Below are 13,047 nucleotides of genomic sequence, written 5' to 3' on the forward strand. Positions count from 1 at the left end.
GCGGCCATCGCGGGCAAGCCCGGCTCCCACATCGACCGAGTCGTTCAAGCAACACGCGGTCAAAGTGGGCGCTGGCTTGCCTGCGATAGGGGCCACTCGGTCTACCTGACCTGACACTTCACTGGCCCCACCCGCCGCAATTCCGTACCATTCCCCGCCTAATCCCCCGCAATGCCCTGGTACCCCATGAAACTCACCCGTCTGCGCGCCGATGCCCTGGCCGGCCTGACCACGTCTTTTGCACTGCTGCCCGAATGCATCGCCTTTGCGTTGGTCGCGCACCTTAACCCGCTGATGGGGCTCTACGGCGCCTTCATCATTTGCACCCTCACCGCGTTGTTCGGCGGCCGCCCTGGCATGGTCTCGGGCGCGGCAGGTTCGATGGCGGTGGTCATCGTCGCGCTGGTGGTGCAGCACGGCGTGGAGTATTTGCTGGCGACGGTGCTGCTGGGCGGGCTGATCATGGTTGCGTTCGGCCTGTTGCGCCTGGGCAAACTGGTGCGCATGGTGCCGCACTCGGTGATGCTCGGGTTCGTTAACGGCCTGGCGATCATTATTGCGCTGGCACAACTGGAGCATTTCAAGAGCGGTGAACATTGGCTCAGCGGCACGCCGTTGTATGTGATGACGGGCCTGGTTGTGCTGACTATGGCAATTGTCTACCTGTTGCCGCGCCTGACCCGCGCCGTGCCGCCTGCGCTGGTGGCGATCCTCGGCGTCGGCCTGGCGGTGTACCTGCTCGGCCTGCCGACTCGCACCCTCGGCGACATGGCCCACATTGCCGGTGGCCTGCCGACCTTCGCGTTGCCGCAGATTCCCTGGACCCTGGACACCCTCACGATCATCGCGCCCTACGCGTTCCTGATGGCCATGGTCGGCCTGCTGGAAACCTTGCTCACCCTCAACCTCACCGACGAAATTACCGAGACCCGTGGCTACCCCGACCGCGAAAGTGTGGCCCTGGGCGCGGCGAATATGGTTTCGGGCCTGTTCGGCGGCATGGGCGGTTGCGCGATGATCGGGCAAACCGTGATCAACCTCAGCTCCGGCGGGCGCGGGCGTTTCTCCGGGGTGTTTGCCGGGGTGATGATCCTGTTGTTCATTCTGTTTCTGTCGCCGCTGATCGAGCGTATCCCGCTGGCGGCGCTGGTGGGGGTGATGTTTGTGGTGTCCCAGCAGACCTTCGCCTGGGCGTCGCTGCGGGTGATCAACAAGGTGCCGTTCAACGACGTGTTGGTGATTCTCGCGGTGACGGTGATTACCGTGTTTACCGACCTGGCCACGGCCGTACTGTGCGGCATTGTGATTGCGGCACTCAACTTTGCCTGGCAACAGGCGCGTGAGTTGTATGCCGATGAACATCTGGAAGTCGACGGCAGCAAGCTCTATCGCCTGCACGGCACGCTGTTTTTTGCCTCGACTACGCCGTTTTTGAATCAGTTCGACCCGGCCAATGACCCGGCACAGGTAACGCTTGATTGCCGTCACCTGAGCTTTGTCGACTACTCAGCGATTGCCGCATTGATGACCCTGCGTGAGCGTTACAGCAAGGCCGGCAAACATCTGCGGGTGCTGCACTTGTCGGAGCGCTGCAAGAAGCTGCTCAAGCGCGCGAAGGTTCATCACGACTGATCGGGCTGGGTGTCAGCGGGGCCGGGTCATCGTTACTGGTTTTCGCGCGCCAGCCGGCTCACAGCGCGATCACGGCCCCACCAGGTCTTCGAGTTCCTGGGCGCGGGTCTGGGTCATGTCCAGCAGGCAGCCGGAGCCATTGACCTGGTCGATGGTGCCGCCGGTGGCACTGCCTGCGAAGCTGCAATTGGCGTCGCGGTATTTGATCCACAGGCGCTGAACATCCTGCAGTTGCTGCTTGCGTGCGCCTTCCTGGGCGGCGAGGGCGGTTTTGTACGCCTTGTTCAGGCGCTCGTCCTGCACTTTGGCTTCCTTGGCGTTGCAACTGACCATGTCGGCAGTGGTGTTGGCGCCGTCCATGCATTTCTTCAAAGCCGCGTTGTCGGCGGCCGAGGCGCTGCCGCACAGGGCCAGCAACAGCGCGCTGGCGACGAAGGGAACACGCAGGGTCTTGCGATTCATTGTGGAGATTCCTGATCGTAGTTGAGGCCGCCATCTGAGACTCGGCCCTGGTCGTTGAGTTTGCGCGCCGCAAAAAACTTCATGTAAGAACACCCTCCGAATTTTCATGCGCCGGCTTGGGGCATGTCCCCAAGCGACAGCGCTTATCTGTGGGCGAAAATTACTTTCATAAAAATTGAAAATACTCCTCGGTAATGATTTATGAGTTTCACAACCAATTCGACGTGACCCTTTCCGAGGAGTACCGCATGGCCGCACCACTGGGCTTGGGGCTGTTGGCATACGCTGCCATCGCCATCATTGCATTGATCGTGCTGATTGCACGTTACCGGCTTAACCCGTTTATCGTCATCACCCTGGTGTCTATCGGCCTGGCGCTGATGGCCGGGATGCCCGCCGATACCATCATGGGTTCCTACGAGGCGGGTGTCGGTAAGACGTTGGGGCATATCGCTCTGGTGGTCGCGTTGGGCACCATGCTCGGCAAGATGATGGCCGAATCCGGTGGTGCCGAGCAGGTGGCGCGCACGTTGATCAACCGTTTCGGCGAGCGCAATGCGCACTGGGCGATGGTGTGCATCGCGTTCCTGGTGGGGCTGCCGCTGTTTTTCGAGGTCGGTTTTGTGTTGCTGGTGCCGATCGCCTTTACCGTGGCGCGGCGTGTCGGCGTGTCGATCCTGATGGTCGGCTTGCCGATGGTCGCCGGTTTGTCGGTGGTGCATGCGCTGGTGCCACCGCACCCGGCGGCGATGATGGCGGTGCTGGCGTACAACGCGTCGGTGGGGCAGACCGTGCTGTATGCGATTTTGGTGGGGATCCCTACGGCGATTATCGCCGGCCCGCTGTACGCCAAGTTCATCGTGCCGCGCATTCACCTGCCGGCGCAGAACCCGTTGGAGCGCCAGTTTATCGAGCGAGAGCCGCGCACCCGGTTGCCGAGCTTTACGCTGACCATGGGCACCATCCTGTTGCCGGTGGTGCTGATGATGATCGGCGGCTGGGCCAACGTGATTTCGACACCGGGGACCGGTTTCAACCAGTTCCTGCTGTTTATCGGTAACTCGGTGATTGCGCTGCTGGTGGCGACCTTGGTGAGCTTCTGGACCTTGGGGCTGGCCCAGGGCTTTAACCGCGAGGCGATCCTCAAGTTCACCAATGAATGCCTGGCGCCAACCGCCAGCATCACCTTGCTGGTCGGCGCGGGCGGCGGCTTGAACCGTATCCTGGTGGACGCGGGCGTGACCAACGAGATTCTCGGCTTGGCCCATGCTTTCCATTTGTCGCCCCTGGTGATGGGGTGGTTGTTCGCCGCACTGATGCGGATCGCCACGGGCTCGGCCACTGTGGCCATGACGACGGCGTCCGGTGTGGTCGCGCCCGTTGCGCTGGGCCTGGGTTATCCACACCCCGAATTGCTGGTGCTGGCCACCGGAGCGGGTTCGGTGATCTTTTCCCACGTCAACGACGGCGGCTTCTGGCTGATCAAGGAATACTTCAATATGACAGTGATCCAGACCTTCAAGACCTGGACCGTGCTGGAGACCCTGATTTCGGTGGTCGCCTTCGGTCTGACGTACGGTCTGTCCTGCATCCTGTAATTCGGAGACCCCATGGACATCCTCTACCAGATTCGTGCTCGCCAGGAATCCTTCAGCGCCGGCGAAGGGCGTATCGCCAAGCTGATGCTCGATGACGTGGGGTTTGCCGCGTCGGCCAGCCTGGAAGCGTTGTCGCAACGGGCCGAGGTCAGCACGGCAACCTTGTCGAGGTTTGCGCGCAGTGTGGGGTGCCGCGATCTGCGGGATTTGCGCCTGCAATTGGCGCAGGCCAGTGGCGTGGGCAGCCGCTTTCTGGACCCGGCGGGGTTGCCGGAACAGTCGGCGTTTCATCGGCAGATTCTCGGCGATATCGAAGCGACGTTGCGTCAGCATTTGTCGGGTTTCCACCAGGCGAGTTTTGTCGATGCGGTCAATCTGCTTGGCAAGGCGCGGATGATCCACGCCTTCGGTATGGGCGGCCCATCAAGCCTGTGCAGCGACGAGTTGCAGGTGCGCCTGGTGCGTTTGGGGTACGCGATTTCCTCCAGCCATGACCCGGTGATGATGCGTGTCACGGCGGCGACGTTGGGGCCGGAGCATGCGCTGATCGTGTGTTCGTTGACGGGCCTCACGCCTGAGTTGTTGGACGTGGTGAGGCTGGCGCGCAACTACGATGCGCGCATCGTCGCCATCACCCTGGCCGACTCACCGCTGGCCCAACTGGCAGACGTGTTGCTGCCCTTGCAGCCGGCCGAAACCAGTTTTATCTACAAGCCCACCGCCGCACGCTACGGCATGCTGTTGGCCATCGACGTGCTCGCCACCGAGCTGGCGCTGGCCATGCCGGACGCCAACCAGGAACGCCTGCGCCGGATCAAGCTGGCCCTGGACGACTATCGCGGCGGCCCCGATAGCCTGCCGCTTGGAGATTGATATGAAGTACGACACGCTGATTCGCCAGGCGCTGATCATAGATGGCAGCAACTCCCCGGGGTATGTCGCGGATGTCGGTGTACGGGCAGGGCGGATCGCAACGATTGGCGACCTGTCGAGCGCGCAGGCCGAGCACACAATCGCGGCCAATGGCCGGGTGTTGGCGCCGGGCTTTATCGATGTGCACACCCACGATGACACGGTGGTGATCCGTCACCCGCAGATGTTGCCCAAGCTCAGCCAGGGTGTGACCACGGTGATTGTCGGCAACTGTGGCATCAGCGCGTCGCCGGTCAATTTGCGCAGCGACCCGCCGGACCCGATGAACCTGCTGGGTTCGCGTGAGGCGTTCGTTTATCCGCGGTTTGCCGATTACCGTGCGGCCGTGGAAAGCGCGCATCCGGCGGTCAATGTCGCCGCGCTGATCGGCCATACGGCCCTGCGCAGTAACCATATGGACGACCTGCACCGCACCGCCACGCCCGATGAAATTGCCGCCATGCGCACGCAATTGCAGCAAAGCCTGGAGGCCGGTGCGCTGGGTTTATCCACAGGCCTGGCCTACGCCAGCGCATTCAATGCCGAGACCGATGAAGTGCTGCAACTCAGTGAAGAACTGACGGCCTTCGGTGCGGTGTACACCACCCATTTGCGCAGCGAATTCGAACCGGTGCTGGAGGCGATGGACGAGGCGTTTCTGATCGGCCGACATGCCCAGGTGCCGGTGATTATTTCCCACCTGAAATGTGCGGGCGCGGGGAACTGGGGGCGCAGTCCGCAGCTGTTGGCATCGCTGGAAGCCGCAGCGAACAATCACCCGGTGGGGTGTGACTGTTATCCCTATGCGGCCAGCTCTTCGACGCTGGACCTCAAGCAGGTCACCGATGCCTTTCGTATCACCATCACCTGGTCCACGCCGCACCCGGACGTGGGTGGGCGCGACTTGCAGGCGATCGCTGCCGAGTGGGACGTGTCGCTGATGGACGCGGCACGTCGTCTGCAACCGGCGGGGGCGGTGTACTACGGGATGGATGAGGCGGATGTGCGACGTATCCTGGCGCATCCGCTGTCGATGGTGGGGTCTGACGGTTTGCCTGAAGACCCGTTTCCTCACCCGCGTTTGTGGGGCGCGTTTCCGCGGGTGCTGGGGCATTTCAGCCGCGACGTAGGGCTGTTCCCGTTGCACACGGCGGTGCACAAGATGACGGGGTTGTCGGCAGCGCGTTTTGGTTTGGCTGAGCGCGGCGAAATTCGTGAAGGCTACTGGGCTGATCTGGTGTTGTTCGACCCGTTGCGGGTGCGGGATGTGGCGGACTTCAACGCGCCGCAACGCGCGGCTGAGGGCATTGATGGCGTGTGGGTAAACGGGGTGTTGAGCTACCGCGATGGCCAGGCCAATGGTCAGCGACCAGGGCGGTTTCTGGCACGCAATGGGGATTTGCGCGGTGGTTTTTCGTCTCTATAGTGGGGCGTTCTCATACACGGAGCTGTTGCCATGCACTTAGGAAAGGTCACGCCCATCTTGCGTATTTTCGACGAGGCCAAGGCGTTGGAATTCTACGTCGAGTTCCTCGGGTTCAAGCTCGACTGGCAGCATCGTTTTGAGGCGAATTTTCCGTTGTATCTGCAGGTGTCGCTGGGCGAGTGCGTGCTGCATTTGTCCGAGCATCATGGCGATGCTTCGCCGGGGTCGGCGGTGCGGATTCAGGCGCAGGGCGTGGACGTGTATCAGCAGCAACTGCTGGCCAAGGATTACCGGTATGCCAAGCCTGGGGTTGAGGAAACGCCTTGGGGCTCGCGTGAGATGAGTGTCAGCGATCCGTTTGGCAATCGGCTGGTGTTTGTTGAGGAAGGCGACGGCTGATTGGCAAATCGCAGGCAATAAAAAACCGCCTTAGTAGGGCGGTTTTTTATTGCAAACCAGTTTGCGACTGGGTTGCTATCTCAAAAGACGCAATCGACCCGCAGCCAGATACTACCGTTGGCCATGTCATCACGCAAGACGAAAAGATGGCCAGCATGGATACTTTAGGCATCTTTGTCTTACCTGATTTGACTGCAAAAGCTTGCAATGAATCTATCGGGCGATACTGGATATTTGACCACTGTTTGACACACCTTAGACGAGAATGTTGGTTAGGATCTTTCCCGTTCTGCGTTTGTCGCTTTTTAGGTGAGCCGGGTATGCGCGCGAATTCTGGACCGACCGCCACGGGCTAGTAATCCGTGCCGGATTGATGCGGGAGGACCATTAGCCCGGCCGCCTCAAAAGGCGCAATCGACCTGCGTCTGAAGGTTCACGTGTTCCGGTAAGTGCGCTGGAGGTAAGGCCCAACTCAGGGAGGGCCGAGTATGTCCAAGTTTGTACGACGTACGTGGAACCTCGTAGTGAATGCCTTGCGTGTTTATCACGTGTGGACATTCCTGCGGGACAGCTTTGATGACCTGTAAGGTCTGAGAAGTGGAGCCGCCTCGGCTTAAGTCGAGGCGGCTTTTTTGATTTTTTAAACCCGGAAGTGGCTGACCATCTGCTGCAACTGGCTGCCCAAACGCGCCAGTTCCACGCTCGACTTGGCCGTCTCGTCACTCGCGGTGGCGGTCTGCTCCGACACATCCCGCACGTTGACGATGCTGCGGCTGATTTCTTCGGCCACGGCACTTTGCTGTTCCGCCGCCGCTGCAATCTGCTGGTTCATCGACTGGATGTTGGACACCGTACGGGTGATGTTTTCCAGCGATACACCGGCCTTCCGGGTCAGCTCGACGCTGCTGTCGGTGAGGCTGCGGCTGTTGTTCATCACCGTGGCCACTTGCTGGGTGCCGTTCTGCAAGCCAGCGACCAGGCCTTCGATTTCTTCGGTGGATTTTTGGGTGCGCTGGGCCAGGCCACGGACTTCGTCGGCAACCACGGCAAACCCACGACCGGCTTCACCGGCACGCGCCGCTTCAATCGCTGCGTTCAGCGCCAGCAGGTTGGTCTGCTCAGCCACGGCCTTGATCACGTCCATCACGCTGCCGATTTTGTTGCTCTCTTGTTGCAGGTGCGTCATGGCGTCGGTAGAGCGTGCCACTTCGGCGGCCAGCCGTTCGATCTGGGCAATGGCCTCGGCCACGACTTTGTCGCCTGCGCGGGCTTGGCCGTCAGCGTCGGCAGCGGCCAGGGAGGCCTGCTCGGCGTTGCGCGCAACTTCCTGCACGGTAGCCGTCATTTCATGCATCGCGGTGGCGACTTGATCGGTCTCGATCTTTTGGCTGTTGACGCCGGCACTGGTCTGCTCGGTAACGGCCGACAGTTCTTCGGCGGCGCTGGCGATCTGAGTCACGCCATCACGAATACCACTGATCAATTCACGCAGGGTGGTGCCCATGCGCTGGATGCCTTGTTGCAATACGCCCAGTTCATCGCGACGGGTCACCTGGATGTTGTGGCTCAGGTCGCCGGAAGCGATGCGTTCGACCACGGCCAGGGTTTCCTGGATCGGGCGCGTGATCTGGCGGGTAATCACCAGGGCCGCGATGATGCCGACCAGCAGCGCGAGCAACGTGCTGATCAACTGCAGGCTGCGGGCCTGGGCGCTTTCGGCGTCGCGGCGATCAAGCTGAATGTCATACAGCTTGTCGCTGATGGTGACGATATCGGCGCCTTGCGTGGTCATTTCCGCACGGGCGCTGACGATGTTGGCGTTGGCCGCCTTGTAACTCTGCACAGCGCTGCGATAGGCACCCAGCGCGGCTTCCAGTGAGGTCAGCGCGCTTTGCTGGCTGGTGCCGAACGCTGCGTTGAGGCCTTTCAAACCACCGATGGCTTTCTCGATTTGCGCCGCGGCGCGGGCTTCGGTCTCTGCGTTGACGGTGTTGGTGTAACCGCGCACCTCATAGCGGGCCAGCTGGAATTCTTCCTTGGCGTTGGTGATGGCCTGGTATTGGGTGTAGCGCTCCGGGCTGTCGGGCATCTGCTGCACGCTGGTGTCCAGTGCGTCGATCTGGGCGTTGGCAATATCAGCCTTGTCACCCATGACCTGGCGCGCGGCGTTGCCGTTACGGTAGGCCTCACGCATTTTGTTCAGCGACTGCTGGTAGGCAGTGATGACGGCTTTTTGCTCATTGAGCAGTTTGAGGTTTTCCGGGCTTTTGAAACTGTCCAGCAGCTTCTGTTGCTGGGCTGCGAAGGCGTCCAGGCTGGTCTGTACGTTCTGTGCCACAGCCTCATCGCCGTTTGCCAGCATGTATTGCAGGCGCACGATCCGCAGCTTGGTCAGGGAGGCGTTGAGCTGGGTGATGTCGCTCATCCAGTTGCTACGGTCGATCAGGCTGCCCAGGCTGGTCCAGCCAGTCAGTGCCAGGATCGAGGTGAGGACCAGCACCAGGCCGAAGCCCAGGCCGAGTTTGAGGTTGACGCTGATGTTGCCGAACCAGCTATTCATCGAATGCTCCGCAAGAATGATGTTTGTCTGCTGGACGGTGTTGTTGTTTGAGCCAGCCAAAGTGTGTAGCGCTGTATCGGCGGCAGGCGATGAATCTGAAATACTTTTCTTACCGGTGCGACGAAGGGTGGCAATCACCGTATGGCGATGCTGACCTGTCGGGTTTGCGGCGCGGGGCAGGGGGCTCATCACGGGCCGGTCTTGTGTGCTAGTCTGCGGGCCCTTTTAGTTTTGGATGGCACGGGAAATCGTGCTGCCCTACAGCGGAGCCTCTTCATGTCCGAAGTTAATCTGTCCACCGACGAAACCCGCGTCAGCTACGGTATCGGCCGTCAGTTGGGCGACCAACTGCGCGACAACCCGCCACCGGGCGTTAGCATCGACGCCATCCTGGCTGGCCTGACCGACGCTTTCGCAGGTAAGCCAAGCCGCGTTGACCAAGAGCAAATGGCTGCCAGCTTCAAAGTTATCCGCGAAATCATGCAAGCTGAAGCGGCTGCCAAGGCTGAAGCGGCTGCTGGCGCTGGCCTGGCGTTCCTGGCTGAAAACGCCAAGCGTGATGGCATCACCACCCTGGCTTCCGGTCTGCAATTTGAAGTGCTGACCGCCGGTGATGGCGCCAAGCCGACCCGTGAAGACCAAGTGCGTACTCACTACCACGGCACTCTGATCGACGGCACCGTGTTCGACAGCTCCTACGAGCGTGGCCAGCCTGCAGAATTCCCGGTTGGCGGCGTGATCGCTGGTTGGACCGAAGCCCTGCAACTGATGAATGCCGGCAGCAAATGGCGTCTGTACGTGCCGAGCGAACTGGCTTACGGCGCTCAAGGCGTTGGCAGCATCCCGCCGCACAGCGTTCTGGTGTTCGACGTTGAGCTGCTCGACGTTCTGTAATACTCGGTAATGCTGGCTCCGGTTTCAGGTGGGAGCTGGCTTGCCTGCGATGGCATCAACTCGGTAGCCGGTAGGGCCGAGTCGTTTGGATCGCGGGCAAGCCCGGCTCCCACATGAAGCCGGTGCACTCAGGTTGTGCAGGGTGTCTCATGGATGGAACTTGCCATTGAGCTCCGTGGCCGGGCGCAACGCTCGGGCATAGCAGAACAGAAACAGGTTGCGCAGCACTTCCTTCAGCACCCCAGGCTCACTGGAACTCAGGCCGTTCACGTCCAGGTCGCCTTGATCCTGCAGCTCATTGAGCGCTTCTTCTTCCAGCACCGCACAGACTTCACCGGTTTCCCGATGCAGGATTCGCAGGTAAGGGTGTGGTCGGTCCAGCCAGGCATCTATCAAATAAGTCATGGTCATTCTCCTTGAAGGTTTCAATGAGAATAATTCTTATTAGCAGAATAGCAAGTGCCTATTGGCGATTTGCTGATTTTTCTGTGGGGAGAGTGCGTTCGATCAACCGGGAGGGCAAAACGCCATCCCGCGGCGGGCGCGGGATGGATGCAGCCGATTCAGACTTTGCGTACAAACTCAGACTTGAGTTTCATCGGGCCGATACCGTCGATCTTGCAATCGATATCGTGGTCGCCGTCGCACAGGCGGATGTTCTTGACCTTGGTGCCGACTTTGACCACCAGGGACGTGCCTTTGACCTTGAGGTCCTTGATCACCGTGATGGTGTCGCCGTCTTGCAGGACGTTGCCTACAGAGTCTTTCTTCACGGTTTCATCACCGGCCGCTTCGGCCTCGCCATTGGCGGACCACTCATGGGCGCATTCCGGGCAGATCAGCTGGGCGCCGTCTTCGTAGGTGAATTCGGAATTGCATTTCGGGCAGGGTGGCAACGTGCTCACTAAAGCTCCTTGAAAGTCAGGATGGCTAAAAGTCGCACATTATATAGGGAATTAGAGTCGGGTGGGGGCTTGGATCTAATGGGGCGCTGGCTTGCCTGTGATGCGGCCCACTCGGTGTCTGTTGTTCCGAGGTGACGCTATCGCAGGCAAACCGGCTCCCAGATGAAGCGGGGCAGAATCAGTGAGTACGCGCGACCGCAAACTCACTCAGCTCAACCAGGGCATCCCGGTATTCGCTGGCAGGGAGTGCTTCCAGGCACTGGATGGCACGGGCGACGTAGTCACGCGCCAATTGTGCGGTGTAATCCAGGGAGCCCGAGGCTTCCACGGCAGCACGAATGCTTTCTAGGTCTTCAATCCCGCCTTTCTGGATCGCTTTGCGTACCAGTGCAGCCTGTTCCGGCGTGCCTTCGCGCATGGTGTAGATCAGCGGCAAGGTCGGTTTGCCCTCGGCCAGGTCGTCACCGACGTTCTTGCCCAGGGTTTCGGCGTCGCCACGGTAGTCGAGCAGGTCATCCACCAGTTGGAACGCCACGCCCAGGTGATCGCCAAAGGTGCGCAGGGCTTCGGCCTGTTCGGCAGTGGCGCCACACAGGGCGGCGGCACTGTGGGTGGAGGCTTCGAACAGCATCGCGGTTTTGCCGCGAATCACTTCCATGTAGGTTTCTTCGGTAGTGCTGGCGTCGCGGACCTTGGACAGCTGCAACACTTCGCCTTCGGCGATGATGCGCGTGGCTTGTGAAAGAATCTTCATCACCGGCATCGAGCCCAGCTCGACCATCATTTCGAACGAGCGCGAATACAGGAAGTCGCCTACCAACACGCTCGGGGCATTGCCCCACATGGCGTTGGCGGTCTCACGGCCACGGCGCATGCCGGACATGTCGACCACGTCGTCATGCAGCAGGGTGGCGGTGTGCAGGAATTCGATAGTGGCTGCCAGCAGGCGCAGGTCATCGCCTTCGCGGCCCAGGGCCTTGCCGCACAGCAACACTAATAAAGGACGCAGGCGTTTGCCGCCCGCCGACGTAATATAGTCGCCAATTTTGGAGACCAGCGGCACTTTAGACGTCAGCTGCTGCTTGATGATGCCGTCGACGGCGCTAAAATCGTCCGCGACCGCGCGGTAGAAAGCTTGGGGTTGCATCAGCGACAGTCGCTCCAGAAGGGTTGCGCGGCATGCTAGGACCCTCACCCCCGGGTGTCAAGGCGCGCCCAATCACCGTGAAAGCTACTGCAGGCTGGGAGCCTTCGGCTCTACGCGCGTAATCCTGCATCAAAAACAGGCTCGGAATGCTCATTTACAGCCAGTAAACTCCGCTTCCTCGCCGGTTTTTTCCTTGTCTTCCCTTCGCTCGCTACGCTTTCACGGCGATTGGCGGCTACTTGCATCACCCATTTACCTTGCGTACAATCGCGCACCCTGAACTTCCTGGGCAGCACCTGCCTTACGCAATTGCATTCGGGACGTCCATCCCATGCAGCCATGCCAGCCAATACCTCTTCTTATAAAGCGCTGGGTGAGCAGGATTATCGGAGAAATACCATGTCGTACGCAGTAATTGTTACTGGTGGCAAGCAATACAAGGTCGCCCCAGGTGAATACCTGAAGATCGAAAAACTGGAAATCGCTACCGGCGAATCCGTTACCTTTGATCGCGTTCTGTTGGTCGCCAATGGCGATGACGTGAACATCGGCGCCCCAGTTGTTGCTGGCGCTACCGTTGTGGCTGAAGTGATCTCCCAAGGTCGTCACGATAAAGTCCGCATCATCAAGTTCCGTCGTCGTAAGCACCACATGAAGCGTATGGGCCACCGCCAGTGGTACACCGAGATCAAAATCACCGGTATTCAGGCTTAATTTCAGCCTAATTCCTCACTAGGAGAATTGACTCATGGCACACAAAAAAGCTGGTGGTAGTACCCGTAACGGTCGCGACTCAGAAGCCAAACGCCTTGGCGTGAAGATGTATGGCGGCCAGAAAATCATTCCGGGCAACATCATCGTGCGTCAGCGCGGCACCCAATTCCACGCCGGTTACGGTGTTGGCATGGGTAAAGATCACACCCTCTTCGCGAAAATCGAAGGCGTGATCAAGTTTGAAGTAAAAGGCGCTTTCAACCGCCGTTACGTGAGCGTTGTCGCCGCTTAATTGCGCGATCGCTGGAAAAGCCCTGTCTCGCGACGGGGCTTTTTCGTTTGTGGAGTGAGTCTCTTGCAAAGCTGTTTGTAATGGGCTCAGGCGCTGGACTTGCGGT

General features: G+C 60.1%; 13 protein-coding genes and 1 pseudogene. 8 read left to right on the plus strand and 6 right to left on the minus strand.

Going from position 1 to position 13,047, the window contains the following annotated elements:
* Positions 1 to 186: 186 nt before the first annotated feature.
* The gene (locus tag JFT85_RS20700) at positions 187 to 1,632 is read left to right on the plus strand and encodes a SulP family inorganic anion transporter (RefSeq protein ID WP_053257961.1); all 1,446 of its coding nucleotides are present in this window, start codon (positions 187 to 189) and stop codon (positions 1,630 to 1,632) included.
* 69 nt (positions 1,633 to 1,701) lie between these two features.
* Here JFT85_RS20700 and JFT85_RS20705 read toward each other — a convergent pair whose 3' ends face one another.
* Positions 1,702 to 2,094: a lysozyme inhibitor LprI family protein gene (locus tag JFT85_RS20705; RefSeq protein WP_069553095.1), complete on the minus strand. Its 393-nt coding sequence runs from the start codon at positions 2,092 to 2,094 to the stop codon at positions 1,702 to 1,704.
* 248 nt (positions 2,095 to 2,342) lie between these two features.
* Here JFT85_RS20705 and JFT85_RS20710 point away from each other — a divergent pair, with 248 nt between their 5' ends.
* From JFT85_RS20710 to JFT85_RS20725, 4 genes are read left to right on the plus strand one after another with little or no spacing between them, the layout of a single operon-like run.
* The gene (locus tag JFT85_RS20710) at positions 2,343 to 3,692 is read left to right on the plus strand and encodes a GntT/GntP/DsdX family permease (protein ID WP_069553107.1); all 1,350 of its coding nucleotides are present in this window, start codon (positions 2,343 to 2,345) and stop codon (positions 3,690 to 3,692) included.
* A gap of 12 nt (positions 3,693 to 3,704) precedes the next feature.
* Positions 3,705 to 4,565 carry a MurR/RpiR family transcriptional regulator gene (locus JFT85_RS20715; protein WP_069553094.1) on the plus strand — a complete coding sequence of 287 codons (861 nt, stop codon included), beginning with the start codon at positions 3,705 to 3,707 and terminating at the stop codon, positions 4,563 to 4,565.
* A 1-nt stretch (position 4,566) separates the two neighbouring features.
* On the plus strand, positions 4,567 to 6,030 hold the full coding sequence (locus tag JFT85_RS20720) for an N-acyl-D-amino-acid deacylase family protein (protein ID WP_201230354.1): 1,464 nt from the start codon (positions 4,567 to 4,569) through the stop codon (positions 6,028 to 6,030).
* A 30-nt stretch (positions 6,031 to 6,060) separates the two neighbouring features.
* Positions 6,061 to 6,429: a glyoxalase superfamily protein gene (locus JFT85_RS20725; RefSeq protein ID WP_069553093.1), complete on the plus strand. Its 369-nt coding sequence runs from the start codon at positions 6,061 to 6,063 to the stop codon at positions 6,427 to 6,429.
* A gap of 640 nt (positions 6,430 to 7,069) precedes the next feature.
* Here JFT85_RS20725 and JFT85_RS28755 read toward each other — a convergent pair.
* Positions 7,070 to 7,933, minus strand: a complete 864-nt coding sequence (locus JFT85_RS28755; RefSeq protein ID WP_371317720.1) for a methyl-accepting chemotaxis protein — start codon at positions 7,931 to 7,933, stop codon at positions 7,070 to 7,072.
* A pseudogene (locus tag JFT85_RS28760) lies at positions 7,925 to 9,178 on the minus strand (methyl-accepting chemotaxis protein); the annotation flags it as partial. The pseudogene JFT85_RS28760 and the gene JFT85_RS28755, both read right to left, overlap by 9 nt.
* An 87-nt stretch (positions 9,179 to 9,265) precedes the next feature.
* Here JFT85_RS28760 and JFT85_RS20735 point away from each other — a divergent pair.
* The gene (locus JFT85_RS20735) at positions 9,266 to 9,883 is read left to right on the plus strand and encodes an FKBP-type peptidyl-prolyl cis-trans isomerase (protein WP_053257950.1); all 618 of its coding nucleotides are present in this window, start codon (positions 9,266 to 9,268) and stop codon (positions 9,881 to 9,883) included.
* Positions 9,884 to 10,030: 147 nt separating this feature from the next.
* Here the strand turns inward: JFT85_RS20735 and JFT85_RS20740 are convergent, their stop codons facing one another.
* The 3 genes from JFT85_RS20740 to JFT85_RS20750 form a co-directional block, all read right to left on the minus strand.
* On the minus strand, positions 10,031 to 10,288 hold the full coding sequence (locus JFT85_RS20740; RefSeq protein ID WP_053257949.1) for a PA4570 family protein: 258 nt from the start codon (positions 10,286 to 10,288) through the stop codon (positions 10,031 to 10,033).
* A 158-nt stretch (positions 10,289 to 10,446) separates the two neighbouring features.
* Entirely contained in the window at positions 10,447 to 10,788 is a 342-nt protein-coding gene (locus tag JFT85_RS20745; RefSeq protein WP_053257948.1) for a zinc ribbon domain-containing protein YjdM, read from the minus strand.
* 178 nt (positions 10,789 to 10,966) lie between these two features.
* A complete protein-coding gene (locus tag JFT85_RS20750; RefSeq protein ID WP_053257947.1) occupies positions 10,967 to 11,935 on the minus strand; it encodes a polyprenyl synthetase family protein in 969 nt (322 codons plus the stop codon).
* 399 nt (positions 11,936 to 12,334) lie between these two features.
* Here JFT85_RS20750 and rplU point away from each other — a divergent pair, with 399 nt between their 5' ends.
* Together rplU and rpmA are read left to right on the plus strand one after the other, a co-directional pair.
* Positions 12,335 to 12,649: a 50S ribosomal protein L21 gene (rplU, locus tag JFT85_RS20755; protein WP_003176051.1), complete on the plus strand. Its 315-nt coding sequence runs from the start codon at positions 12,335 to 12,337 to the stop codon at positions 12,647 to 12,649.
* Between the two features lie 34 nt (positions 12,650 to 12,683).
* Positions 12,684 to 12,941, plus strand: coding sequence for a 50S ribosomal protein L27 (gene rpmA / locus JFT85_RS20760; RefSeq protein ID WP_003176049.1), 258 nt, complete (start codon positions 12,684 to 12,686; stop codon positions 12,939 to 12,941).
* Positions 12,942 to 13,047 lie beyond the last annotated feature (106 nt).

The sequence above is a fragment of the Pseudomonas sp. TH04 genome, from assembly GCF_016651355.1.
GTDB classification, from domain to species: domain Bacteria; phylum Pseudomonadota; class Gammaproteobacteria; order Pseudomonadales; family Pseudomonadaceae; genus Aquipseudomonas; species Aquipseudomonas fluorescens.